The following is a 25,646-nucleotide window of genomic DNA, read 5'->3' as shown; positions in this document are numbered from 1 at the left end:
TGCAGGAGACTTAATAAGTCATTTACAAAGAGCCCTTCTCATGTAAATTTTGCTATGATGTTATGAATTTCAATATAGCGCTGCAAGGCTTCCTCTACATGAGCTGCCGCTTTTTTCCCGGCATTTTCTTTATCGTTCAGCAGAATATACGTAAGAATGTCCCGGTGCTCCTCAATCGACCTTTCCATTTGCCCCGGCAATGTCAGTGTTCTCACCCGCGATAAATAAGACTTTTGATTTAGTAATTCAATGAACCTTTCTAATTCTTTATTCGTTGAGGCTTTCACAATCGCATGATGGAACTCCTGATCGAGATGAATGTACTCTTTCACATCTTTTTTATCGATTGCTGTTTGTTGATTCCTGATGATATATTCCAGCTGTTCACCGACCGTTTCATCAGTCGACTCACAGCATATTTCAACAGCAAGCTTTTCCAGTACCGCTCTAAGCTGCGTTATCTCTCTAAAATCTTCAATCGTTAAATCTTTAATAAAGGCTCCTTTATAAGGAATAAATTCCACCAGACCTTCCATTGATAACTGCTGCAGCACCTGCCTGATTGGCGTACGGCTCACATTGTATCTTTCGGCCAGCTCCCGTTCAGGTAAGCGTTGGCCCGGTTTAAGGTCCTGATCGATAATATCCTGCTTGATGACCGCATATAAAGTTTGGATACTGCTCACTTGATCAGTCATGTATGTACCCCCAAAATGGTATACCAAATTCACAAATTTAGAATACCATATGATAACAATCCTGTATATCCTTTTTAAACAAATATTCTGAAAAGTTAAATCATATTGCTTTTGGAACTATAAAGCTTGAGACAAAACTAGCTTGAGGCTGGGCAAAAGGTAAAAAAACTACCTTTTTCCCCAGCCTCTTTCATGCTGAAACCGTTTAACCCAAAGGCTTTATCACAAAGCCACTGTTTGGGAGTGTCGGCATTTTGTTCATGCTGTATTGTACGTCCTGCTCGGGAACTTCGTAGCGCAAATGCACAAGAAATTCAACTGTTGCTTTCATGACTTCGACCGTAATGCCTTCCCCTGGGCAGCGATGACCTTTTTCCGGCTCTCCCCCTCCTTGCGGAATGAAAGAAAAAGGGTCCACTGACCAATTGCGGAACCGCTCCGGATTGAACTCCTCGGGACGCTCCCAGAGCCGCGAATCATGATTGGTTCCGTACATGTCAAGCAACACAAGCTGCCCCTCCTTAAAATCACACTGCTTCCATGTGAATGCCTTTTTCACCCGTGCCCCAAGAAAGGGGCCGAACGGATAATAGCGTCTGACTTCCTGAACAAACATTTCACGAAAAGCTTCATCATCCTTTAGCTTCTCCCGATAGGCCGGATATTCATATAAAGCCAGCGCGGCGAACGTAATAAAGGTCGCGATCGCAACAATCGGACGCAGCACATTGATTAGTTCGACCGCGGCCATGTGAGCATCAAGCCGGTTTCCTTCATCATCCTTATAAAACGCCAGCTGATAAAGAGCCGTATCTTTTTCGACGATTATCGTTTCGGCTCGGACTTTTTCGATGATGCCTTTGATCCATTCCTCCGCCCTCGTTCGCGCCCTTCTTCCTTTCCAATGACGCGGTCCGACCGCCCCAAAGGCGTCAACCATCGCGCTAAAATCCTTCGCCCGTTCATCAAGCTCCGATTCTGCCAGCGGAACCACGGCCCAATCACAGGCGGCCCGGCACAGCACTCTTTCCGCTTCTTCAAAAAGGACGACCTTTTCTTCGTCTTTCCAGCGTTTGTGGGCGTGACGCCAGCCTTTTGCGACCATGTCTGCCAGTTGCTTCTCATGGTCAGGAGTCATCAGTGACATAAAGAGCAGCTTGCGATGAAGATGCTTTTGACCGTCCATTGTCTGAATCGCGTTGACGCCAAACAACGACTTCTGAATCCGTTTTGGGGCGGCACCCTTCCGCTGAAAAAGCTCCTGGTCGTAAAATAGCTGCGCCGCCTCTTTTCCGCTCATGCAGATGACCTTTTGCCCTAAGAGGCGCGCTTCAAATAAGTCGGACTGATAGCGGTTCACTCGATTCTTAATAAACAGATAGCCTTCCTGCATCAAGGCCAGGCTGTTATCAAGCGCTTTGTCTTGCGGGATGTTTTCATTCATCTTATCTACTCCTTTGTCGCTCTCACTATGTTTTCTTTCTACCTCTATTAACGGAAAACGTTCAAACGAAACCTATATAAGATAAAGTATGGACAACACGAGAATATTTATGAAACGCCAGCAGAAAATTCCTGAATGGCCGCCGCCACCTTTCCAACAACAACTGTGAAAAATGCACGGTTATCTCGAAAGATCCTTAGTCGCTTCGTTAATCTCCCCTCTCTTTAAAACGTCGTCTCCCCTTCCTTCACAAGATCATATATAAAAAGGCTTGCGTCCGGATGATATTTTTGAAATAATATATATGAACATATATTCATATATTGAAGGAGGATATTTTTATGGGACATTCACATCACCATGATGGTCACCATCATCATCAAAGCAAAAATAAAAAAGCCTTAAAGCTGTCATTCTTTCTGATTGCGTCCTACATGATTGTTGAAGCCATCGGCGGATTGATGACGAACAGTCTTGCCCTTTTGTCCGATGCCGGACACATGCTGAGTGATGCCGCTGCGCTCGGACTTAGCTTTCTAGCTTTGAAGTTTGGTGAAAAAAAAGCGACCTTATCAAAAACGTTTGGCTACAGACGATTTGAAATTCTGGCGGCTTTTATAAACGGACTGACCTTGATCATTATCTCGCTTTATATTTTTTGGGAGGCTTATCGCCGGATTCTCGCTCCTCCTGACGTGATCAGCTCCGGGATGCTCATTATTGCTTTCGTCGGGTTATTGGTCAATATCGCCGCGGGTTATCTATTAAAGCGGGGAGACAAAGATGAAAATTTAAACGTCCGCAGCGCCTTTCTCCATGTCCTTGGGGACCTTCTTGGTTCCGTCGGAGCGATTGTCGCAGCGCTCTTAATTCTCTTCTTCGGCTGGAATCTTGCCGATCCAATTGCCAGCGTATTCGTTGCCCTGCTCATTACAATTGCGGGCTTTCGCGTTATTAAGGATGCCGTGCATATTTTGATGGAAGGCGCGCCGCCGCAAATTGATGTCGCAAAGGTAAAGGAATCACTACTTGCACTGAACGGTGTCCGTCACGTCCACGATCTGCACGTCTGGTCGATCACTTCTGATTTTCCGGCCTTGAGCTGTCACCTTGTAACGGAGCCGGCTTTTTCCGAGCAAGACCTGTTAGCCGAGGCGAAAAAGAGGCTCCTTGACTTTCATATTACCCATACAACGATCCAAATTGAAACGGACAAATGTCAAGGAGATGCTTGCAATTAAGAGGCTGCTGAAAAAGTGCAGCTCCGTCCAGCTTGTTTTTTCCGGTTCATGTATGGCGGGCATGGTCAATCGTTTGCTTTAACAAATCGATGACGTGCTTATCGTCATGGGAGTAATAAATTGACGTGCCCTCTCTCCGAAATTTCACCAGGCGGGCATTCTTTAATAAACGAAGCTGATGGGAAACCGTTGATTGCAACAACGAGAGCTTTTCAGCGATTTCGTTAACAGAATGTTCGCCTTTTAATAATAAGTGAAGAATGCGCAACCTGGTCGGATCAGAAAGAGCTTTAAAAGTTTGTGACACAATAAAAAGCGTTTCCTCGTCAAGCGACATATCCTGAGTGTCGAACTCTTTTTCTTCCATAAGCGAAAACATCCCTTCTTTCCTCTACCTGCCTACTTCACTCCCAGCTGGCAAATTGTCCATTATACATTAGGATAACCGATGTTGGCCGTTTTTTCGATATTTTTGTCCTGTCATTTCTATTGGTGCAACAAAAAAGAGAAAGAGGCTTCCCCTTTCTCGAAAATTAGTGATGGAGGTAACGCACTAGCTGGATTCCCGCTGTTGATATTCACCGTCCGTCCCCACCCGTATCGCATCGTCACATATCGCGGCAATATCATCTTCATCATGGGAGACAAACAGACACGTCATCTTCGCCTGCCGTAAAATGGCTCTCAACTCCCGCCGGATCGTGCCCTTCAGCTCTGTATCAAGGTTGCTGAAAGGCTCATCCATTAAAAGAAGCGATGGTTGCGGAGCGAGCGCCCGGGCCAAGGCAACCCGCTGCTGTTGTCCACCACTTAACTCATGGGGGTAACGCCGGACAAAAGATTCAAGCTGAACGAGCTCAAGCATTTCCTTCAACCGTTTCTTGCGTTCCGCTCTGCTCCAGCGCTGAAGGCCAAAAGTGATGTTCGCCGCCACAGTCAGATGAGGAAATAGCGCATAATCCTGAAACACCATGCCAATTTCTCGCTTTTCCGGCGGAATACATACTTGAGCATCGACGATCGTTCGCTCATTGATTACGATTTCTCCCTGTTCCGGTATATCCAAACCTGCAACAAGCCGCAAAATTGTACTTTTCCCACTGCCGCTTTTACCGAGCATGCCCATGATTTCACCTTTGGCGAGCTGCAATGAAAATTGGTTAATCACAGGTGGCCTACGCCTCTCATAACGAAAGACCAAATTCTTAATCTGAATAAAGCTCATTACGCTCTCTCCTTTTCCCATTTATAGATAATCAAGACCGAAATCATACTGATCAGAATCAGCAAGATTGAAGGTAGAGCTGCTTCGTATATACGTTCGTCCATCGCATACTGGTATGTTCTGGTCGAAAGTGTCTCATGGTTAAAGGGCCGGAGAAGAAGGGTTAAAGGCAGCTCCTTGACCACCTCGACAAACGTTAGCACAGCACCGGTTAAAATGGTTCCTTTGATCAGTGGCAATTCTACACGGAAAAATGTGCGCAACGATCCCTGTCCTAAAAGCTGTGAAGCTTCGGTATAAGAACGGGGCGTTTTTTCATACCCTGCTTCTATCGCATTAAAACCAGTGGCCATAAAGCGGATAACATAGCCAATGATCAGCATGGCGAGCGACATACTTAGCACAAGACTATCCGCCGGCTTCCCTGCCGCTTCATATAGCGGGGAAAGCCAGTCATCTGCCTGAATGCAGACAGCCAGCACGCCAACAGCAATAATCGCACCTGGAATCGCGTACCCCGCTGTCATCAGCCTTGAAACCGTATACGCCAAAGTAGACGGCAGCATTCGTACCGTTCTGGCCGCAAGCAACGAAAACAGCAATACAAAAACAGTCGCAAGTAATGCTGCCCGAATACTATTTTGAATTAAATCAAAAAAGTCAGCGCGCCACACGTTATCAAACGTCCAACTGCTCCAGATGAGTAATTGGGTAAAAGGCAGGAGAAAGGCTAAGCAAAATATGACGGTACATAATGTGAAAGCGAACCAGCCCCGTGCACCTTTTAATTGCTGTCGTGATAAGGGCTTTTGCTGAGTAGTCGTTACCGCATATTGACGCTTTCGGCGCAGAAAACGTTCAACAACAAAAAGACTAACGACAATCACCATCAACCAGGCGGCCAAGCGTATGGCAGAATCGACATCATACAACCCAAACCAGGTTTGGAAAATCGCTGTGGAAATCGTCTGAACGCCGAAGTAGCTGGCAACTCCAAAATCACTGAGCACTTCAAATACGACTAACATCATCCCTGAAATAATCGCCGGCCTGGCAATAGGTAATACAACCCGAAAAAACAAAGAAAATCCATTATGTCCGAGCAGCTTGGCATTCTCCACATACGAAGCACTTTGCCTTGCCAAAAAGCTGTATGTAATCATAAAAACATACGGAAATAAAAAGAAAGTCAGAACAAAAATTGCTCCTCTTAATGACATGACTTCTATCAAGCCCGGAGGCAGACGATAATCAAAGGAATTGCGCAATGTCGCCTGTACCACCCCTGTATAGCTTGTCATCGTCTGATAGGTATAGGCCGCTATATAGGGCGGGATCGCCAACGGCAGCAACAGCGCCCAACGAAAAAAAGCTCTCAACGGAAAATCGTACGCTGCAATCAACCAGGCAAGCACAACTCCTAAAAAAGTTGCCAGCAGCCCGACACTACTGACCAGTTTAGCGGTCCCTATAATATAATCGGCAAGCAAATACTGTCTGACCGTCTCCCAATTTTCACTGGACTGCCTCAGCAAGGCAGTCATCACATAGAGGATGGGCAACAGGATCCCTGCTGCCCCTACTAGAGTGACAATGAGCCAGCCATTGACATACCGTTTGTAGTGATGACGGTAGTAGCTCGGAATCACTTATTTCCAGCCTACCTTATTTGCAATTTCTACAGCCTTCGGGTTATGCTCGCCATAAGCGGCAAAATCAATCTCCTGACGACGGAACTCTCCCCATGAATTGAGGATTTCCACCCATTCAGCCTCCTCATTAACTGGATATTCATAATTAGCCTGCGAGATAATTGTCTGGGCTTCCGGCGCCGTCAAAAATTCAATCAGCTTAATCGCATTTTCGCGATTCGGACTATGCTTGACCAGTCCGGCTCCACTTATATTGATATGTGTTCCCGTCGAATCCTGATTTGGGAAGAACACACCGATCTCCTCAGCAACCTTGACTTCTTCCGGATCATCAGAGACGCTCATTTGCCCAACGTAATAGGTGTTCATAATCGCTATATCGCCTGCCCCAGCGACTACTGCTTTCGCCTGGTCACGGTCACCGCCTTCTGGATCGCGGGCCAGATTAGTAGCAATTCCAGCGGCCCACTCTTCCGTCGCTTCTTCTCCGTTCAGTTCAATTAGAGAAGCCATCAAACTTTGGTTATACAAATGCGACGAGGAACGTGCCAACAAGCGCCCTTCCCATTTGTCCGATGCGAGATCTTCATAGGTGGACAACTCGGATGGATCTACCCGGTCCTTTGCATAGACGATGACTCTGGCCCGCGTGGATAAGCCGATCCAATGATCATCAACATCGCGCAAATCTGCAGGCACCTGCTCATCAATTACCGCAGAGTCAACTTTCTGTAACAAGTCTTCTGTTTTGGCAGTATTTAAAATACCGCCATCTACCGTAATAAACAAATCGGCCGGTGAGTTCGCTCCTTCCCGCTTCAAACGCTCAATCAACTCTGGTGCGGTGCCTTCTATAACATTAACTTCAATCCCGGTTTCCTCTGTAAATTCAGCATAAAGCTCCGCATCGACATCATAATGACGGGCGGTATAAATATTTACTTCTCCACCCGCCTGCCCTTCCGCAGTCTCATCTGTCACTTGCTCACCTTCTGCTCCAGTCTCTGCCTGTGTGTCATTAGCCTGATTTTCTGCTTCCCCGCCGCTTTCATTTCCTGAGCCGCAAGCCACTAATATCGTGACAAGCCCAATCAACATTACGACTGTCTTCCACAGTGTTACCTTTCTCATTGTATCGTTCCTCCTAATATGTATGAAAGTCAGCACCGATAATAATATTCATTCTCATTGTCACTTTTTTAAAAAAACCTTTTGAAGAAAGGTCTGGTTTCCCCTTATTAGCTTTAGTGATAATGAAAATCATTATTACGAGCCGTTCATCGTCAGTATAGCGAAGAAAAATGAGAATACGCTGTGAAAAAATACTTTTTAATATTTTTTAGTTCCAACCAGCTTGTTCAGTAATCGTTTTTACAATATTATGATGCTTGTACAATTGTTCAAACGAGTAAGACTGCCTGTGAAAACCATCCCATTCATCAAGCAATGGTGGCTTGTCGGCTGCATTGTTGATCGGAAATTCGAAACTGCCTTGTGTCAAAAGTGTCTGACCTTCAACCCCTGTCATAAACTCAATTAGCTTGACTGCTTCCTCCCTGTTAGGCGCATGCTGAACAAGGCCTGCTCCGCTAATGTTCATATGCGTCCCTGTTGTCTGCTGATTTGGAAAGAAGACTCCCAGATTTTCGGCAGCTCTTACCTCTTCCGAATTGGCGGATGCGAGCATTTGACCAATATAATAAGTATTGACAATCGCGACATCTCCAACACCATTGGCCACTGCTTTGGCCTGTGCTCTGTCGCCCCCTTCTGGCTGACGGGCGAGATTGTGAACAAGCCCCTCCGCCCAGTGAAAGGCTGACTCCCTCCCGAGTGATTCTACCATAAAAGCAAGTAAAGACTGGTTATATAGATTGGATGATGAGCGGACTAAAAGACGCCCTTCCCATTTGTCGTCAGCCAATGCCTCATACGTCGACAGCTCCGATGGGTCAACTCGATCTTTCGCATACACAAGTACTCGCGCTCTTGTTGTCAGTGCCACAAACTCATCATCCGGATCTCTCCACTGCTCAGGAACCTGTTCTCGAATCGTTTCCGAATCAAAGGGCTGCAATATTCCCCGCTGCTTGGCATCATAAAGAATGCCTCCATCAGCCGTGATAAACAAATCCGCATTCGTATCTTCCCCTTCTTCCACGAGACGTTGCACCAATTCCTCCGCCGTGCCTTTAACCTCAAGGACCTGAATACCTGTTTGATCTGTATAGGCCTCGAACACGTCAGTATCTGTGCCATAATGCCTTGCAGAATAGACCGTAATAACCTGTTCAGCAGATTCCTCAGACAAAATTGCCTTTCCTTCTATACCGCCCTGGAAACGGCAGCCGAAAAACAGCAGGGAACTTCCCAATAAAATCACACAAAGCAACGCTGTCCTGCTCAATTTTGCTTCCTCCTGTTCCCTCAATCTGGCAGCGCAATCGAAAACGGCCAGACTTATGATAACGAAAATCATTATCATTTTAAAACATACTAGGAGTGAAAATCTACCCTTTCGTGCAATTGTTGAAATTGCAGCTCCACTGTCGTCCCAATTCCTACCTTGCTATGAATCAATATTGAGCCGTTGTAGCGCTCGATCAGGCTCTTTGCTATCGCCAGTCCCAAACCGCTTCCCCGTTGGCTGCTGCGGGCCCGGTCCACACGATAAAATCGGTCCATGACAAGCGGCAGATCTTCCTTAGAAATGCCTATGCCTTCATCACTCACTTGGATAACGAGCATGCCCTCTTTGCAACTCCCCGTTACCTTAATGCATCTGGAGTCGCCGCTATACTTAATGGCGTTATCAAGAACAATCAGCAGCATTTGCTCAAAATGAACCGGGTCCAGCAAAAGCTGTTCTCCTTCAAGCAAACGAAGATCAAGTTCAAAGTAATAATCACAGTGGACTGGTCTCAAGCTCTTTACGACCTTTTCTATCTCATTTTTCACAAGCAATGATTCTAAGGAAACGGACAGTTCAGTATTTGACAGCTCCGCCCGGGTTAGTAGTAAAAGCTCTTGAACGAGCCGTTTTAAACGGGTCAGTTCCTCCCGTGAAATTTGCAGTGATTCTTCCACACGTTCAGGATGCTCCTTCCCCCAACGTTGAAGCATCGCCAAATGACCTTCCAAAATGGAAATAGGTGTCCGCAATTCATGCGAAGCATCTTGGACAAATTGTTTTTGCCGAGAAAAAGAACGCTCCACCTGGTCCATCATTTCATTAAACAATTGCATCAATTCGGATAATTCATCATCGTGATTGGGTGGTTTCATTCGTTCCTGTAATCCGCTTTTCTTAATTTTGCGGATTGTATCAGTCATCGCCTGCAACGGTTTTAACAATTGCCATGACAGCAGTCCGCCGCCAAGAGCGCATAACCCCAGACCTCCCAACCCGAATATCAGCATCGCATGAAAAATCGCCTCTTTCCATTCTGTCAACTCCTGCATACTATGGGCAATTTCGATCGTGCCGCTAAATTGATGGATCGTCAGTGGACTTCTTATAATGAGCAGGTCAAGCCCTCTACTCTGTCTCAGCACTTCCGTTTCCGTGACCGGCTTGGGCTGAAGTCCTTCATCTTCCAGTTCATTGTTGACGCTCAACAGCACCTCTCCTTCACTATCCAACACACGGATCAACTGATTGGAACGGGTGAGATTGTTCAAAAAAGCCTGAAGCGCCCCCATCTCCTGTTCGTCAAAGGATGATTCCCGCTCAAGAAAATAATTAAGCGTATCGTTCATTTGCTGCTCGATATTCACCCTTTCCTTGGATACCATCCACCTCTCTAAATAGATAAACTGCGCCACGTTATAAAAAGCAAACAATAAAAATAAAAGTAAAGCGGACGACAATGTCAGCTTCCATTTTATCGTGAGACGGGCAATCCATGACAACGGCCACACATTCCTCATCTTTTCATCACATACCCAACTCCACGCAGCGTTTGAATATAACTCTTTGCCTTGCTGCGGTCAATTTTATTCCGTAAATAACGAACATACACATCCACGACGTTCGTATCGACCGCTGCTTCAAATCCCCATACGGTGTCAAGCAGCAGTTCGCGGCTCATCACCCGGTTCGGATTGTTCATGAATGCAAGCAACAAATCATATTCTCGCTTGGTCAGTTCCACCGGCTCTCCGTCACGCCAAACCTCCCTTGAATCAAGGTTGACTTCCAGATCAAGAACCATAAGTCTCCGGCTTTCCTCCTTTTTGTTATCCTCTTGTCTACGCAAAATAGCCCTGATGCGGGCCAATAATTCTTCAATGGCAAAAGGCTTGGAGAGATAATCATCCGCTCCGCAGTCCAATCCACGCACCCGTTCATCGACACTGTCTCTGGCCGTCAGCATCAAAATCGGTGTTTTCTTATTCTCTCTCAGCTTTTTACAAACTTCTATTCCATCCAATCCGGGAAGCATCAGATCAAGCAAAATGATATCCCATTCCTCACTCATCCCGAGCTGTAAACCGTCATTTCCGTTATAAGCTACGGAAACCGAATAATTTTCATGCGTCAATTCCAATTCAACAAAGCGGGAAAAATTCTTCTCATCCTCAATCAGCAAAATGCGCGGCACCCTTCTCACCCTTTCTCATTTTCAAAGGAAGCTGCTAATCGTATACGTCTTATCTGCCCTTATCCAGAGATTCAACTGGGGGAACGCTTTCAAAGTTTCCCAGTCTCCGCCCCGCATATTGGTACATTAAGCAAGCTCCCCTAATCGGGAAAAATTATATCACACCGCTCATTGCCGGTCGAATGAGTCTAGCAGCAGGCTGAATATTTACTTATTCTCCCGGCTTTTATATTCAGCAAAGAACTTACGAGATTTCCAAGCTAAACTCTTTCCATCTTACAAAGTCATCATGGAATTAAGCACCTGTCCTAATTGATTCGCCGTTTCAATCAGACAACCGCAGGCATTTAATGTATAAGAATTTCAAGGAGGTGACCAACAACATGTGCCGACGTCCCCAACCTATTGTTTGCCCTACGCAATATGTAGTGAACGATCAATTTATTCGTCGTGAGGTTCCAATCATCCATCCTGTCGTCTTTATTAACCGTCGCAACATTATTGATGTTCCACGCCATATCACTGCTCCTGTCCAAAGAGAGGTCGTGGTTAACCACGGATTTAGCCCTTATGGCAGATCCTGTGGATGTAGACGATAAAGACTACTCATTCCACAAGCGGCGGCGTCAAAAGGAAGTAACTTCTTTGACACCGCCTTCTCCATTGGGTATCAAAACCATCATAAAAAATCTCGCAAAAGATCAGAAATGACCCTTTGCGAGATTGAAATTAATCCACAATTCTTAATGACGCGGCGCGCATTGCCGCTTCTGTCACAGGATCAAGCTCTTCTTGCTCTCCACCTTGATCCGGCATCAGTTCATCGGCGATCATGTAAACCGGCACGGTCAATAGCGACCATAAAATTGCCGCCTCTTCCTCATTTGTTAATGGTTTGGTTGCGAGATAATCCGCTCCACTGTCCCCGACAGTGACTTCGGGACCGTGATAGCCAAAGGCGACCATCATTTTAATCGCTGGGAGCGCCCATTCACTCACTTCCCCGGTTACTTCAATATCCGCAAAAAGTTGATCCGGAAATTGCTCCCGGTAGCTTCTCCATAGCATCACAGCCGCCTCCTGGCGCGTAATTGCTTCATCGGGTCTGAAATTCCCTTGTCCATCCCCATTAATAAGTCCCAGTTCATACGCCATCTGCACATAGCCCGCGCTCGGATGTCCAGCAATGTCGTTGAAAGCGAGCTGTTCGGTGTCACTGCCCGGCAGGTTGCTGATGACAAGGATGTTTTCGATAAACGCCGCTCTCGTCACCGGGCGCTGCGGGTCAAACGCCCGAACCGCGTCATTTGGATAATAGGCCAATGACTGGAGCGGGAAAATATAATCGGCATAAGGATGATCATCAGAAATATCGCTGAATCCGACCGGCTGTTCCCCCTTTTGCGCATAGCCTAGCGGATTCAAGTTCGGTTCACTCAAATAGCTGACATCTCCAGCTTCATTTACTTCAAAGCCGATCAATTGATTAGTCAATGAATCGACGAATAAGCGCTCCTCGACTTGAATAAGCGGTCTTGGCCCGAGGAAGCTGTCAGAAATCGTTAATGCTCCATCTTCTCCAAGTGCGACTGTCGAGATCAAGATATTGAGGCGCAAGTCCTGATACACCCCGGCAAACGCTGCAAGCTCTTCTTGCAGCAGCGGCTCAAAGTCATCGAAGTTCGCCGGCGCCACATGTTGCGGGAAAAATGTACTCATAAATTGGCTATAAAACAATTCACGTAATGCTCCGTTTTGATTGTAGGTCAAAAAGACACCGGTCTCCTCATCCGGAAGCATGAACAAATAGGAGCTAAAGCCAGTCAGATCCCCTGCTTTCGTAATGACATGGCTGCTGCTGCCGGCGCCTGGAAGCTGCATCGGCGCCTCAAATCCGTAAGTTGTATTCGGGATCAGCGGGTGAATGCTAGATTGATATTCTTCCATCAGGCTGATAGACTTTTCCGATAAAAATTCACCATCGGCTGTCCGGCCGCCTTCAAGAAAAGCAAGCATAAACTTCCCGATATCCTCTGCGGTGGAAAGCATTCCGCCGTGTGGCATGATCGTCGGCGTCACGGTGTAAAGCGGGAGTTCTCCGCCGAGCTGGTCATAGCCTGTTGCCAGCTGCCCGATCATCCGGTCACTTAATTCATAGCTGCTGTTTTCCATTCCAAGTGGTTTAAACAGATGGGTTTGCATATACTCCTCAAACGGCACCCCGCTTACCTTTTCGACAAGCAAGCCCGCCAGGAGGGAGGCGAAATTATCATACATATACGAAGTGCCCGGCTCTCTGACAACAGGAGGCATATGCTCGTGCACATAGTCTTCTATTTCTACGAGTCTAGCAAAATCCTCATGTAAATCACTTGCCTGCGGATCACGAATTTCAAATCCTGTCGTATGCGTCAGCAAATGTGCCACGGTCACAGGAGTCGCATATGGATTCGCAAACTGTAGTTCCGGTAAATATGTACGAATATCCTCTTGAAGGTCAATTTTTCCCTGTTCGACAAGCTGCATGACCGCGACGGCCGTAAATAATTTCGAAACAGAGGCGACCCTAAAGACCGTCTCTTCCGGATTAACCGCGGTTTCCGTCGCTTGATCCGCATAGCCGAATCCTTCCTGCCCAATCACCTCTCCGTCTTTCACGACAACGACCGAGGCGCCAATATAATGGGGTTGGACATGCTCGTCGGCAAAAAATTGCTCGAGAAATTCATTCAAGCTTTCCTCGGTTAATTCGCGTCCTTCCGTTGATGTTTGCGCTGCTGCACCTGGCGCAAAGCTAAGCGTCAGCAAAGCCAAAACAAGCAGCATCCTCAGATAAACTGCAGCAGTATAGCTTCTTTTCATCATCATTCCTCCTTATGTAAGCATGTACCAGATTATACGGATGAAATGACGATAGGTTGCAAAAAAAAGAGGTCGAGAACAAAAAAACTGCTGAAAAAGTGAAATTCATCCTTTTCCAGCAGCGTTGCCATGTTATTTCGCGTACCTTCTACTTCAGTCCTGTGCCTTGATTCTTCTTACTTCAGCAAAAGTTATCCTGCAAGCTCGTAGCAGGTCTTAGTCCGAAAGGGCAAACCATCCTAAATCGTCCATTGATCCTGAATCATTCCGACGAGATACCATTGACCGTTCCACTTTTCGAACGCCATAATCAGACTCGCCCAATCCATTCCCGCCAGTTCCTCCGAACCAGGGAGATGAAATTCCACGAAATGAGCGTCAGGATATATTTCGGCGGCATTGTGAAGCGTATTTCCCCTCTCAGTAAGCTGATCGAAATGGATTTCCTCAGCCTGGGCGAAATCTTTTTGGTAAAGGAACCGTTCGTAATATTCCGCCGGTGTTAGTTCAATCGCGTTTCCGCTGCCGTCATACGTCCCCCAGAAATACACGGTTGAATCGCTCATCATCTGTCTGACACTTTCCCGTGTGAAACTCTGGTGATCCTTTTCCACATAAGCATATGGGGAAAAACGGACACCCTTTTCCGGATGGACATAATCCGCCACAGTGGTGAAGTCTTTCTCAGCTAAAGCGTCGACGACCGTTTGGGCGTGCTTCGTAATCAATTGTTCTCCTGTTTCACCCGGCAGTGAGACCGGTTGACGTGATTCATGGTCTCCCGTCATGATTTGCCGGACAAGAAGTTCGGATGCAGCCGGGGCAGACTCTGCAGCCGTCAGACCCGGTCCGGCGACGAACAGGCAAGCGGTACAGAGCACCATCATTTTTTGCAGAATATGACTTAAGCGATTCATCATAACCCATCCTTTCAAAAAATTGATTCAGCGGTTTTCCTGTTTTCTTATAAGACGCCGGCATGAGCGAAAAGGTGGCAGCGAACAGCGGACGAATTTTTTCCGATCTTTTTAGACCACTAGCCGAAGAACTCCGTTGAAATCAGTACTGTAAATAAGAGAGCGAAAAAGACAAGTTCACCGGCCGTAGCCAGATAAGCGTTGCGATTTTCGGCATACTTCCATTCCATAATCACCTGAACGATACCAGGGATAAAGATCACGAGCAGGAATGGAAAGGAAGGCCCAAACAACAAGTCATGTTCGAGATTAAGCGTGATGATAAACCAGGTGATGGTCAAAACGACCGTGATCCCCCTGGCTATCCAATCTGCTTTTTTATGCTTTTCGTTCACATGGTTATAGGAAAACCATTTTGGCTTTTCAACCTTCAACCATTTCCTCAGTAACGTTTGAAACAATAAAATCAAAGTAACAGTTGCAACAATCAGGACGCTCAGTTCGATCCAAAAGCCTGCATCAACCCCACTATACACCCATGTTCCCCCTCACTCAAAAGGTTATCCTATGCCTCTTTGTGGCATGTAGCGATAACATTAATTTCCTTTTCATTGGAAACCATTATAGTATAAATGGAGGAATATAGCGACCGTCGATATCGGTAAACTGGTATTCTTTCGCCAAGTCACCGACTTTCACGACCTGACCGCTTTTTTTCATTACATTGCGATCCGCGGCTAACGCTTTGATCCCACGGCCAATGTAATAGGGTGTTTCCGATGTCTGCAATTCTTTTACCTCCTGCCAATGCGCTTCATCGGTACGGAAATGCTGTAAAACAAGCTCGGTCCGCATAAACCCCGGTGATACAGCGACCACAGCAATATTATCCGCTTTTAGTTCAAGTGATAACCCATATGCCATGCGAATCAGGGCATTTTTCGCCAGATCGTAATAAAACTGGCCGGTGTATTTGTCATGATCCCAAAAAGTCGTATGAACAATCAGCGCTTGTTTATTCTCACGCAGTAATGGGACGGCAAAATGGTTTGTCGCCAGCTGGGCCCGGACACCGGCGGTAAACATCGTATCCCAGTGCTTCAGCGGCAACTCCCAAAACGCCCCGGGCTCCACGCCAAGATCATGAGCACCCCAGACGTTATTGACGACGATGTCAAGCTTTCCTTGCTCACGTCGAATTTGTGCAATAGCTGCTTCCGTTTCCGCATCGTTCGTATGATCGCACCGCAGCGCGATCGCTTTGCCACCGGATGCTTCAATCTCCGAGACGGTGTCATCAATTGACCCCGGCCATTGATTTGTGGCACGCCCTCTCGTACTGCGGCCGGTTACATATACGGTTGCTCCGGCTTTCCCCAGCTCAATCGCGATCCCGCGCCCCGCTCCTCTGCTTCCTCCTGTGACGAGTGCTACTTTTCCAGTTAATTGTTTCATCTGTTTCATCCTTTCCTCGTTGAAGTTCTTCAATTATAATGACCCATTGTTGACATCAATTGTCATCTTTCATTAAATAAAAGTAGCGAAATCAGAAAGGGTGAGCACAATCAGAGCTGACCGCTTACTATCGATCCTTTTACTATTGCAATCTCAGCGCCAACTAACCGCTAAAGAGCTCGCGGAGAAACTCGAAGTATCCAAGCGAACCATTTACAGGGATATGGAAGCGTTAAGCGGGATTGGCATTCCGGTATTTTCCGAGCGCGGACAAAACGGCGGCTGGTCATTAGTAGACGGCTTTCAAACCCGCTTAACAGGAATGACAGAGACAGAACTGCGTACGCTGCTCGTTTCTCCTTCTATTCAGTTGCTTGATGACCTCGGGCTGACTCGCTCTTCCGAGGAAGCGCGGCATAAACTGCTCGCTTCCCAGCCCTTAGCCAATCGGGAAAAGGCGATGGATGTCTGGAACCGTCTTCATATTGACACGAGTGGCTGGCGTCAACAAAAGGAAACGGTCACAGCGTTTGATGTCTTGAAAGAAGCCATCTGGAGCGATCACAAATTAAGCATCATTTACGAGCAGGCAGACGGGAAAACAGCTGAACGGGTTGTTTCACCACTTGGACTTGTGGCGAAGGGAGAGCGCTGGTACTTAATTGCGCAAAAAGATAATGGTGCCATCCGCAATTACAGAGCCTCGCGCATTCATTCCGCAGCCTTGGCTAACGAATCATTTAAACGGCCGGAGAACTTTGACCTCGTCAATTACTGGAAAGCATCGACAGCCGCCTTTCTGGCAACATTGCCGACATTTGAAGTCACCGTTGAGGTGACAGCGGCGATATGGCCCAGGCTGCGTTACAGCGGGCGGTTCGTTCGCGTCATCGAGCTTGGAACAGAACGAGAGCAGGATTGGATTCCCGTCAAGCTCGCCTTCGATACGAAAGAAGAAGCAAGAGGATATATTCTCGGATTCGCCGATCAAATAAAAGTGATCGAGCCAAAAGAACTGCTCAGCGACATTCTTCAGCAGGCCGAAGCTGCCGTCGCCTTTTATAAACGCATATAAAAAAACTGCTGAAAAAGTGAAACTCATCCTTTTTCAGCAGCTTCTCTTTCGACTGTCCGCTCTCTACTCAAATTTTTTTAAAATAATCGTGGAATTATGACCGCCAAACCCAAATGAATTGGACAGGCCGATGGAAAGCGGCGTCTGCCGCGCTCCTTCTGCAACATAATCTAAATCGCAGCTTGGATCCGGATTTTGTAAGTTGATCGTTGGCGGGACGAGATTTTCCTGAAGACTTTTGACGAGGGCAACCGCCTCCACACCTCCTGCCGCGCCGAGCATGTGGCCGAGCATCGACTTATTGGCCGTAACCGGTATTTGATAGGCTGCATCGCCGAACATCTGCTTGATCGCCATCGTCTCCGCCTGATCGCCCGCCGCTGTGCTTGTCGCATGAGCGCTAATCAGATCAATATCAGCCGCGGCTATCTTTGCTTTCTTCAGCGCGCGCTTCATCGCTAAATAAGCGCCCTTTCCTTCGGGATGCGGCGCGACCATATGATGAGCGTCGGAGCTGGCCCCGTATCCGATCACCTCTGCTAAAATCGGCGCCTGACGCTTCAACGCATGCTCATAGGATTCCATCAGCAATATGCCGGCACCCTCGCTCATCACAAACCCGTCTCTTTCCGCATCAAACGGCCGGCTGGCGGCCTCCGGCTCCTCATTTCTTGTTGAGAGCGCCTTCGCATTTCCGAAACTGGCCAGCGATAAATTCGTAATCGCCGCTTCCGTTCCACCGGCGAGCATCATATCGGCATCATCGTTTTGAATCGTATGATAGGCCTCGCCGATTGCCGTATTGCCGATCGAACACGCCGTTACCGGAGACATCGAAGGACCATGCGCGCCAACCATTATGCTGATTTGCGCCGCAGCCGAGTTGGCGATCATCATCGGCACAAGCTGCGGGCTGACCCGTCCGGCACCACGTTCATTTAATAAATTGACATTATCAATAAACGTCTGAATTCCGCCGATCCCCGAGCCGACGAACACGCCAAAGCGCTCACGGTCTACCTCCTCCGGTCGGAACCGTCCCGCGTCCAAAGCGGATTCAGCCGCTGCAAGGGCAAACTGTACAAACCGGTCGAGCCGACGCGCTTCTTTTCTTCCCCACCGTTCTTCCGGATTGAAGTCACGCACAAGACCGGCAATTTTTGTTTTCGAGTCAGACACATCAAATGTATCAATCGGTGAAATACCTGATTTCCCTTTAACTAAGTGGTGCCAGAACGTCTCGACATCATGACCAAGGGGCGAGATGACCCCCATTCCGGTAATCACAACTCTTTTCATTTCCCAGCCTCCCATCACGTTTTCTTTATTTTACCGTGTTACTATCCTATTACAAGTTGTTGTTTATCATAGTATAATAAGTACCATCATAAGCGAATGGGAGGGAAACAGCGATGAATCGAGAAACAAGACTGCAAGCACTGTCTGAATTTTTAAAAGGAAAACGGGCCAAGCTCAATCCGCAAATGGTCGGACTGCCAACGGGCATTCGCCGCAGAACCCCGGGGCTGCGGCGGGAAGAGGTTGCCCAGCTGGCTGGCGTCAGCACGACGTGGTATACATGGCTCGAGCAAGGACGAGATATTCATGTCTCCACCTCTGTGTTAGAAGGCATTTCAGCAGCGCTGCAATTGAATAAAGATGAAAAGAAATATTTGTATGGCCTAGCGCTGGAAGAAGGGATGGAGCGCGCGACCGCTGCCCCGGAAGAGATTCAGATCAATCCCCCCCTGAAAAAAATTCTTCAGGAACTCAGAAACTGTCCTTCGATCATCACCGACCGTCGCTGCTTTATCGTCGGCTGGAATGAGGCTGCGGCCAATGTGTTTCTCGATTTCGCGCAAATCCCGCCAACGGAAAGAAACCTGATCCGGCTGCTGTTTGCGCGTAAGGAATTCAGAAGCCTGGCAGTCAACTGGGTCGAATTCGTCAGAGGGTTTATCGCGATTTTCCGGACGTATTACGGGCAATATGTTGCTGATCACTGGTACATTGATTTCATTGAAGAAATGGAAAACGACTATCCGGAGTTCCGGCAATTGTGGAATGAAAGCGAAGTCAGCTCGGCGCCGGACATTCAAATTGAATTCCGTCATGCCAAGGCCGGGAAAATGGTTTTCAATCTGACCTCTTTGCAAGTCCAGGGCCATCATGATGTACGATGCAGTGTCTACACCCCTGTTGAAAACACGGGAACCGAGAAGAAGCTGAAGCGCTTGATGAATGGAAATGAACTTGCCGCCAAAGGCTGAGGACAGGTTTGTGACTCGAGCAGTAGGAGTCCTTGTCATCAAACTGATCGCGGCACAAAATCAAGGGGCCGGACCAAGGTAATAAACTCCCTTTTGGCCCAACCCCTTGTTCCCTATGATAATTCACGGTACCATTGAGCGGCGGCTTCTACTTCGGCAGCGGTTAATTGATGACCGCGATCCTCCCAATGAAGCTTGACCGACGCATTGGCCTTCTCCAACAATGACTGCAGCTCAGTCGATTCTTCCGGTGCACAAATCGGATCATTCGTGCCGGCGGCGATAAAGACCGATGTCCCGTTCAAATCGGGCAGCTCGATTCCTCTTCGCGGCACCATCGGATGATGAAGAATTGCCGCTTTCAACGCATTCTGATAGTGAAACAATAAGCTCGCGGCGATATTCGCTCCGTTCGAGTACCCAATCGCAACCACATTTTGCCGGTCAAAGCGATACTGCTCCGCTGACTGATCAAGAAATTGCTTCAGCTCCGTCGTGCGGAAAATCAAGTCTTCCTCATCAAAAACGCCCTCTGCCAGTCTGCGAAAAAAACGCGGCATGCCGTTTTCCAGCACATTTCCCCGTACACTTAACACAGACGCATCCTCATCAATCATTCCGGCAAGCGGCAGCAAATCATTTTCATTTCCACCTGTTCCGTGCAGCAAAAGCAATGTCGGCTTTGTTTGATCTTTTCCTTTTTGAAAAATATGTTTCATCCTGTTTAGCTCCCTTCCAGCTTGCGAACCTCAATTGGAGGCAATCGTTGTTCTAGTTCTTCTCGTTTTTCTTCCAGCCATGCAGGCAGCATCAGCCTTTCACCAAGCTTATCCCTATGCTCATCGACAGTAAAACCAGGAGAGTCAGTGGCGATTTCAAATAGGATGCCACCACCCTCATGAAAATAAAGTGCTTTAAAATAAGTCCTGTCATGAATCTCCGTCGGATGATAGCCTCTGTCGTTAAGGAGCGTCCGCCAGTCATTAAGCGCAGCTTCATCGCCCGTCGCCAGGCAAGATGATGAATCGTACCGGCTCCCATCAGCCCTCGAACTTCGGCAGTAAGATCGATGTCAATACGATTTCCGGCTTCTGCTCCCCCTTGAAAGCGGAGAACGTCGCGCTCCTGGCCAAATTTTTTCAAGCCTAACACCCCTTCAAGCATAGCGGCTGTTTGCTCCGGCTGGCGTGACAGTAGCGTCGCCCCGGCTAAACCGGTAATCGCCACCTCCGGATCAAGCGGACCAAAGCCCATCAGATCGCGCGGCCCCTCTCTTTGTTCAACCAATTCAATCGGCAGACCGTCCGGATCGTCGAACTTAATATACCTTTCGCCAAAACGGAGTGAGGTCGTAAAGGCAATTTGAAACCTGGCTAAGCGCTTTTCCCAAAACGTTGATGCTCCCTCAGGGATTTGAAAGCTGATCCCTCCGACCTGACCTGTGCCAATCCGCCCTCTCAGCTGGTTAGCCGACGGAAAAAATGTGATGATGCTGCCGGGTTCACCTGCATCATTTCCAAAATAAAGATGATAGCCGTCCGGCCGGGCATAATTGACCGTCTTTTTCACTAACCTTACTCCTAAAATCCCCGTGTAAAAAGTAACCGTCCGCTGCGCATCGTTGACCATTGCTGATATATGGTGAATCCCCGCCGTTTCTAGCATCTTACCCACTCCAGTTCCATTCAGACGACCATTACTGAGGTCTTTTTATCGAAAAAATGTCACCAATCTCCGCATAATCTTGACCGGCCAGGCGGCTGACGGCACCTAAGCCGTGCGGATCAATTCGGCCGTTTTCATAAATTTCCTCTGCTATATGAAAGTGGACAACCTTGCCGATAATGAAATCACAGCCTGTCGTCCCCTCCGCTCCTTCAAGCTCCAATCGATGCTCCAGCACACACTCCAGCCTCATCTTTGCTTCTTTCACGCCCGGAACGGTAAGCTTTACGCTATTCACCGCTGTCAGCTTTGCCAGCTCAATTTCGCTTTGATCGGACGGCAGACTTGCTGCTGTTTGATTAACTTGCCCGACATTTTGCTGATCGACAAGATGGATGACAAATTCGCCAACAGCTTCTATGTTTCTCGCTGTGTCCTTCTGTTTCCCTGCCGCCCGTTGAATCGCCAAGGAAATTCTTGGTGGACTGGATGAGACAACATTAAAAAAACTAAACGGCGCCCCATTAACCGTCCCCTCCGGCGATAGTGTCGTCACAAACGCGATTGGTCTTGGAATTATCCCGCCTGTTAACAGCTTATAATTGTCTTTCTCGCTATTTCCTGCTGGATCAATTGAAAGCAATACGATCAGTCCTTTCGAATAATGAAGTCTACCTGCCTCACCTTAAATGGTAGCACAATTTGCTCGATTTTCTCCCGATCGGGCTCATACTGAGCGGGCAGCATTAATTTCTCGCCCATCGTCTCCAGCGACTCATCATGAGCAAACCCTGGCGGATCAGTAGCAATTTCAAATAAAATACCGCCATATTCCTTGAAGTAGATCGCGTTAAAATAGTTGCGGTCCCGAACCGGCGTGACCCGGTAGCCGGAATGTTCCAGCAGTTTCTTCCAATCAAGCTGATCCTTGTTATCCTCTGCCCGCCAGGCAATATGATGGACCATTCCTACCCCGATTTGTCCACCTGGTAGGACGCTCTTTCTTAGATCAATGATATTGCCAATTTCACCGGTTGCCCGGAACCGGATCATCTCGCCTTCTTCGGCTACTTTCTCCAGCCCCATCTCACGCTCAAGCAATTCGGCTGTTTGCTCCGGCTGCTTCGACAATAAGGTCGCACCGGCAAAGCCTTTAATCGCGACCTCTGGAGTGACATCGCCAAACTGCCACGTATTGATCGCCCCTTCTTCTCTTTCCACCAATTCTAATGGTAGGCCGTGCCGGTCTTCAAACTGCACATATACCTCACCGAAGCGCTCTGCTTTCGAAAAAGCTATCTTGAACGCCTTGAGTCTCTTTTCCCAAAATCCGAGCGCTCCCTGTGGTACAGCAAACGCCGTGACCCCCACCTGACCCGCGCCAATTTTCCCGCGCTGTGCATTCGGCCACGGAAAAAAGGTCATAATCGTCCCCGGCTGTCCCCCCTCATCGCCAAAGTACAAATGATACGTCCCCGGATCATCGAAGTTCACTGTTTTCTTCACTAAACGCAGCGCCAGCACGCCTGCATAAAAATCAACATTTTCCTGTGGATGCCCGACAATCGCCGTGATGTGATGAATCCCTTTTGTTTTTTTCGGCATACCTGCTCACTCCAATTTAATTTAGGTTTTGGCTCATATGTAGCTCACAAATTCACTGACCGGCTTGCGGTAGCCCCGTGGTCTGCGGCTTTCTCTTTTTTCTTTTCCTATTGTAACCAGCATGACCACCTCGTATTGATCATCGATGTTCAGCACGTCCTTCACCTGCTCAGGATCGAAGCCGATCATCGGACATGTATCCCAGCCTTTTTCCTTTGCCGCCAGCATAAACAGCATCGCTGATAGCGAGGCATTCCGTATCGCTTCGTCCCGGTGGAACGCCGTCCCTCTCGTTTCATAAAACGAAACCGTATCCTGCACCATCTGCTCGTATTCCTGCTTGCTGACAATACCAAGCAGCTTCAAGCCTTCATAGATTTCCGACGCCTGCCGGAATGCCTGCTTATCACCAAGAACGGCAATCACAGCCGAGGAGCTGATCACTTTATGCTGCCCAAACGCGGCCTGCTGCAGCCTCTCTTTCGTCGCCGAGTCGATCACGGCTACATAATTTGTATGCTGAAGATTAAACGCGGAAGGTGCCAGCTTCACTATATCAAAAATCGCATCTAAGTCCTGCCTTGTAATCGGGTTATCCGCTAAAAAATTACCCGCAGAACGTCTTTCCTTGACCAATTGGTTAAAATCTGTCATCTTCCCCTCATCCTTTCATCCACCCTTTATCACAAATTGATATATTATCAATTCGAGATATCTGATTTTAAAAAAATTCTCTTTTATGGAGGTACTATAAAGATATGTACTTATCTCGAATTCGAGGTAATTATATAACAGGTGGAATTCTTTTGTCAACTTTTTTATTTCGAGGGTTCTTACTTATAACAAAGGTGAGACATAACTAATAACAGGCTTCACTCGCCGCTAGCCCGTTGTCCCCTCACAACGGGCTTTAACAGGTCGTAGAAATTCCCACGCTTAGAGACTGGCGGCGCGTTAGCCTTTTGCTATAGCTTCTACCGATTAAGGAAGCTATCAATCAGTAAATAGATTACTCCTCCACTTCTAAAGAGAATTTCAATCAGCTTCAAAGCTTGTTGTTGATAAAAGCGTTTTTGCTCCTGCTCGCTTAGTTCATTTTTTAACAAGTCGTATAGCAACCTTTGTGGGCACTCCTCCTGAGTACCGTGTTTCGTTACCCTTGCTAACTCCTGCTTCAGCTCGCTGTTTAATCGTTTCTGCTCTTGTCTGTCTTGTTCAAGGATACGTAGGCGCGATTCATGAACGCCGATTACCTTTTTTAGTTTCTCTCTCTCTTTTTTCTCAATGGCAGTTGGTGCCCTGCTCCTCAACTGCAACGGACATACCCGCCCATCCAATCGCCATAGACAGTTGCGGCAATACTCCACTGATCGTTGATGATTCTTCATCATTTCCTCCTTTAAAAATAAAAGAGGACATCATGTAATGAATGCTTCATCACATGATGTCCTCCAGTGTACTGGTAGAACAAATGATAGGAATTAAACGACTTTATTTAAAAGTCTTCCCCTTCATCAAACTTAACTCTTTTCACCTTGCCCTGATAGGTCACAACCTTTGTTTCCCCATGATCCGGAAGCACGGTCATCCGCGCGCGACCCTCTGAGACCACAATTACGAATGGCTTGTCCTGCTCTTCAACATTGATCAGTAGCTGGCCGCCAGATAAAGAATCGGCTTCCACCGGTTTCAGCCTCATTTTCTTCCCTCCCATCTTTAATCTCACATAAAATTAACCTGGTGTTAACAACAAGTATAGTTAACATCAAGTTAACTGTCAACCAATAAATTTCCTTTAGTTTAGTATGAGGACCTGATGAAACTATGAAGAGCACACTTTTCCTTCGTTCCCTTTACGTTAACAGCAAGTTAATTTATAATGAATATGAGAAACTAGATTGGAGGAAGGATCCAAATGATCCCGCAGAGGCTAAAAGCATTGCGTAAAAGCAAACAGCTGACCCAGGAGCAATTAGGACAGGAAATCAACGTCACGAAAGTATCCGTATCCGGATATGAAAATGGCAACAGAACTCCTGACACGGCCACCTTGCAGCGTATTGCCGACTTTTTCGCCGTATCGGTCGACTACCTGCTTGGCCGCACCGACAAACCGACAAGCATTTTGACTCCGGCTTCAAGCCAGGAAAATTTATTTTTTCTGGATGAGGAGAACATCACGCCGGAAGAAGCAGAAGAGCTGAAAAAGCACCTCGAATTTCTGCGCTTTAAGGCTAAAGAAGTCAATAGAGAAGAAACGGAATAAGCATTTCCTTAAAGAGGGTTTGATCTGTGAGAGTTAAGAGCAAGCCGTGGCGGCAGCCACTCTTTTTCAGTGTGAGTGACTGCTCCTTCTCTTTTTTTGTTTACAAAGCGAACACATGTTTGTATAATTGGCACAAGAGGTGACGTTGATGAACTACTATCCAACGCCGTTAGAAAGCTGGGTCTCCAAGCTGTATCTCTCGCTTGGTGTAAATGAACCGGCTGACATTGATGTCAAAAGGCTGGCCCGCTTTTTTCGAGTCTTTCTTTACTATAAAGATGTGAAAACGATGTCCTATGAAAATGGACGGTTTCGCTCGATTACGATCGATTCCCGCCTGTCATCCGCGGAGCAGCATGAGGCGTTCTTTCATGAGCTGTGCCATCTGATCCGCCATGCCGGCTGGCAAGCGGGGATGATGCCGGCGGCCTTTCAGGAGCTGCAGGAATTTGATTCGCGCAATTTCACCCGCTATGCGGCAATTCCCTATCATATGCTGCCGGCATTTGATTTGCGTGACCCCGATATTATCGTCAATCTCGCTGACACGTTTCGGGTGACACGACAGCTTGCTCAGGATCGGCTCGAGCGGATCAGTTATAGCTCGGTTGCAAGAATCAGGGAGAGGCGAGCGGATTATAACTATCTTGACTAGTAATAATTCGAC

The 25,646-nt window shown here is 47.5% G+C and carries 26 protein-coding genes; 5 read left to right on the top strand and 21 right to left on the bottom strand.

Annotation, left to right across the window (positions count from 1 at the left end; genetic code table 11):
• Positions 1 to 38 precede the first annotated feature (38 nt).
• Positions 39 to 698, bottom strand: coding sequence for a GntR family transcriptional regulator (locus tag M3212_RS00290; RefSeq protein WP_251191933.1), 660 nt, complete (start codon positions 696 to 698; stop codon positions 39 to 41).
• Between the two features lie 205 nt (positions 699 to 903).
• Complete coding sequence (locus M3212_RS00285; RefSeq protein WP_251191932.1) at positions 904 to 2,142, bottom strand: cytochrome P450; 1,239 nt, start codon at positions 2,140 to 2,142, stop codon at positions 904 to 906.
• 341 nt (positions 2,143 to 2,483) lie between these two features.
• Between M3212_RS00285 and M3212_RS00280 the strand changes: the two genes are divergently transcribed.
• Complete coding sequence (locus tag M3212_RS00280; protein ID WP_251191931.1) at positions 2,484 to 3,383, top strand: cation diffusion facilitator family transporter; 900 nt, start codon at positions 2,484 to 2,486, stop codon at positions 3,381 to 3,383.
• Positions 3,384 to 3,429: 46 nt separating this feature from the next.
• On the opposite strand, the gene M3212_RS00275 is transcribed toward M3212_RS00280, so the two are convergent.
• The 11 genes from M3212_RS00275 to M3212_RS00225 all read right to left on the bottom strand — a co-directional run bounded on the left by M3212_RS00275 (position 3,430) and on the right by M3212_RS00225 (position 16,098).
• Positions 3,430 to 3,750, bottom strand: coding sequence for an ArsR/SmtB family transcription factor (locus tag M3212_RS00275; protein ID WP_251191930.1), 321 nt, complete (start codon positions 3,748 to 3,750; stop codon positions 3,430 to 3,432).
• A 186-nt stretch (positions 3,751 to 3,936) separates the two neighbouring features.
• Complete coding sequence (locus M3212_RS00270; RefSeq protein WP_251191929.1) at positions 3,937 to 4,608, bottom strand: ABC transporter ATP-binding protein; 672 nt, start codon at positions 4,606 to 4,608, stop codon at positions 3,937 to 3,939.
• Positions 4,608 to 6,257: an ABC transporter permease gene (locus tag M3212_RS00265; protein WP_251191928.1), complete on the bottom strand. Its 1,650-nt coding sequence runs from the start codon at positions 6,255 to 6,257 to the stop codon at positions 4,608 to 4,610. Before M3212_RS00265 ends, M3212_RS00270 begins: the two co-directional genes overlap by 1 nt.
• Complete coding sequence (locus M3212_RS00260; protein WP_251191927.1) at positions 6,258 to 7,391, bottom strand: Fe(3+) ABC transporter substrate-binding protein; 1,134 nt, start codon at positions 7,389 to 7,391, stop codon at positions 6,258 to 6,260.
• 208 nt (positions 7,392 to 7,599) lie between these two features.
• Positions 7,600 to 8,667, bottom strand: coding sequence for an extracellular solute-binding protein (locus M3212_RS00255; RefSeq protein WP_251191926.1), 1,068 nt, complete (start codon positions 8,665 to 8,667; stop codon positions 7,600 to 7,602).
• Positions 8,668 to 8,756: 89 nt separating this feature from the next.
• Positions 8,757 to 10,190, bottom strand: coding sequence for a sensor histidine kinase (locus tag M3212_RS00250; RefSeq protein ID WP_251191925.1), 1,434 nt, complete (start codon positions 10,188 to 10,190; stop codon positions 8,757 to 8,759).
• A complete protein-coding gene (locus M3212_RS00245) occupies positions 10,187 to 10,864 on the bottom strand; it encodes a response regulator transcription factor (protein WP_251191924.1) in 678 nt (225 codons plus the stop codon). Before M3212_RS00245 ends, M3212_RS00250 begins: the two co-directional genes overlap by 4 nt.
• A gap of 729 nt (positions 10,865 to 11,593) precedes the next feature.
• Positions 11,594 to 13,726 (bottom strand): beta-lactamase family protein, encoded by a 2,133-nt coding sequence (locus tag M3212_RS00240; RefSeq protein WP_251191923.1) that lies wholly within the window; start codon positions 13,724 to 13,726, stop codon positions 11,594 to 11,596.
• A 239-nt stretch (positions 13,727 to 13,965) separates the two neighbouring features.
• Positions 13,966 to 14,643, bottom strand: a complete 678-nt coding sequence (locus M3212_RS00235; RefSeq protein WP_251191922.1) for a hypothetical protein — start codon at positions 14,641 to 14,643, stop codon at positions 13,966 to 13,968.
• A gap of 119 nt (positions 14,644 to 14,762) precedes the next feature.
• On the bottom strand, positions 14,763 to 15,179 hold the full coding sequence (locus M3212_RS00230; RefSeq protein ID WP_251191921.1) for a DUF4181 domain-containing protein: 417 nt from the start codon (positions 15,177 to 15,179) through the stop codon (positions 14,763 to 14,765).
• An 85-nt stretch (positions 15,180 to 15,264) separates the two neighbouring features.
• Positions 15,265 to 16,098 (bottom strand): SDR family NAD(P)-dependent oxidoreductase, encoded by an 834-nt coding sequence (locus M3212_RS00225; protein WP_251191920.1) that lies wholly within the window; start codon positions 16,096 to 16,098, stop codon positions 15,265 to 15,267.
• A 109-nt stretch (positions 16,099 to 16,207) separates the two neighbouring features.
• Here M3212_RS00225 and M3212_RS00220 point away from each other — a divergent pair, with 109 nt between their 5' ends.
• Positions 16,208 to 17,173 carry a helix-turn-helix transcriptional regulator gene (locus M3212_RS00220; protein ID WP_251192228.1) on the top strand — a complete coding sequence of 322 codons (966 nt, stop codon included), beginning with the start codon at positions 16,208 to 16,210 and terminating at the stop codon, positions 17,171 to 17,173.
• Between the two features lie 63 nt (positions 17,174 to 17,236).
• On the opposite strand, the gene fabF is transcribed toward M3212_RS00220, so the two are convergent.
• Positions 17,237 to 18,472, bottom strand: a complete 1,236-nt coding sequence (gene fabF, locus M3212_RS00215; RefSeq protein WP_251191919.1) for a beta-ketoacyl-ACP synthase II — start codon at positions 18,470 to 18,472, stop codon at positions 17,237 to 17,239.
• A 113-nt stretch (positions 18,473 to 18,585) separates the two neighbouring features.
• On the opposite strand from fabF, the gene M3212_RS00210 reads away from it, so the two are divergent.
• Positions 18,586 to 19,443, top strand: a complete 858-nt coding sequence (locus M3212_RS00210; RefSeq protein ID WP_251191918.1) for a helix-turn-helix transcriptional regulator — start codon at positions 18,586 to 18,588, stop codon at positions 19,441 to 19,443.
• 113 nt (positions 19,444 to 19,556) lie between these two features.
• On the opposite strand, the gene M3212_RS00205 is transcribed toward M3212_RS00210, so the two are convergent.
• The 7 genes from M3212_RS00205 to M3212_RS00175 all read right to left on the bottom strand — a co-directional run bounded on the left by M3212_RS00205 (position 19,557) and on the right by M3212_RS00175 (position 24,412).
• Complete coding sequence (locus tag M3212_RS00205; RefSeq protein ID WP_251191917.1) at positions 19,557 to 20,162, bottom strand: alpha/beta hydrolase; 606 nt, start codon at positions 20,160 to 20,162, stop codon at positions 19,557 to 19,559.
• Between the two features lie 91 nt (positions 20,163 to 20,253).
• Entirely contained in the window at positions 20,254 to 21,108 is an 855-nt protein-coding gene (locus M3212_RS00200) for a VOC family protein (RefSeq protein ID WP_434084028.1), read from the bottom strand.
• Between the two features lie 31 nt (positions 21,109 to 21,139).
• Positions 21,140 to 21,751: a flavin reductase family protein gene (locus tag M3212_RS00195; protein WP_251191916.1), complete on the bottom strand. Its 612-nt coding sequence runs from the start codon at positions 21,749 to 21,751 to the stop codon at positions 21,140 to 21,142.
• Between the two features lie 5 nt (positions 21,752 to 21,756).
• Positions 21,757 to 22,713, bottom strand: coding sequence for a ring-cleaving dioxygenase (locus tag M3212_RS00190; protein ID WP_251191915.1), 957 nt, complete (start codon positions 22,711 to 22,713; stop codon positions 21,757 to 21,759).
• Between the two features lie 33 nt (positions 22,714 to 22,746).
• Positions 22,747 to 23,367: a nitroreductase family protein gene (locus tag M3212_RS00185; protein WP_251191914.1), complete on the bottom strand. Its 621-nt coding sequence runs from the start codon at positions 23,365 to 23,367 to the stop codon at positions 22,747 to 22,749.
• 320 nt (positions 23,368 to 23,687) lie between these two features.
• A complete protein-coding gene (locus tag M3212_RS00180; RefSeq protein WP_251191913.1) occupies positions 23,688 to 24,101 on the bottom strand; it encodes a hypothetical protein in 414 nt (137 codons plus the stop codon).
• Positions 24,102 to 24,208: 107 nt separating this feature from the next.
• Complete coding sequence (locus M3212_RS00175; RefSeq protein WP_251191912.1) at positions 24,209 to 24,412, bottom strand: XtrA/YqaO family protein; 204 nt, start codon at positions 24,410 to 24,412, stop codon at positions 24,209 to 24,211.
• Positions 24,413 to 24,628: 216 nt separating this feature from the next.
• Here M3212_RS00175 and M3212_RS00170 point away from each other — a divergent pair, with 216 nt between their 5' ends.
• The gene (locus M3212_RS00170) at positions 24,629 to 24,979 is read left to right on the top strand and encodes a helix-turn-helix domain-containing protein (RefSeq protein ID WP_251191911.1); all 351 of its coding nucleotides are present in this window, start codon (positions 24,629 to 24,631) and stop codon (positions 24,977 to 24,979) included.
• A gap of 148 nt (positions 24,980 to 25,127) precedes the next feature.
• Positions 25,128 to 25,634, top strand: a complete 507-nt coding sequence (locus tag M3212_RS00165) for an ImmA/IrrE family metallo-endopeptidase (RefSeq protein WP_251191910.1) — start codon at positions 25,128 to 25,130, stop codon at positions 25,632 to 25,634.
• The last annotated feature ends 12 nt before the right edge of the window (positions 25,635 to 25,646 follow it).

It is taken from the genome of Halalkalibacter oceani (genome assembly GCF_023715705.1).
GTDB classification, from domain to species: Bacteria; Bacillota; Bacilli; order Bacillales; family Bacillaceae_D; genus Halalkalibacter; species Halalkalibacter oceani_A.
This window is presented reverse-complemented; position numbering and strand designations above follow the sequence as displayed.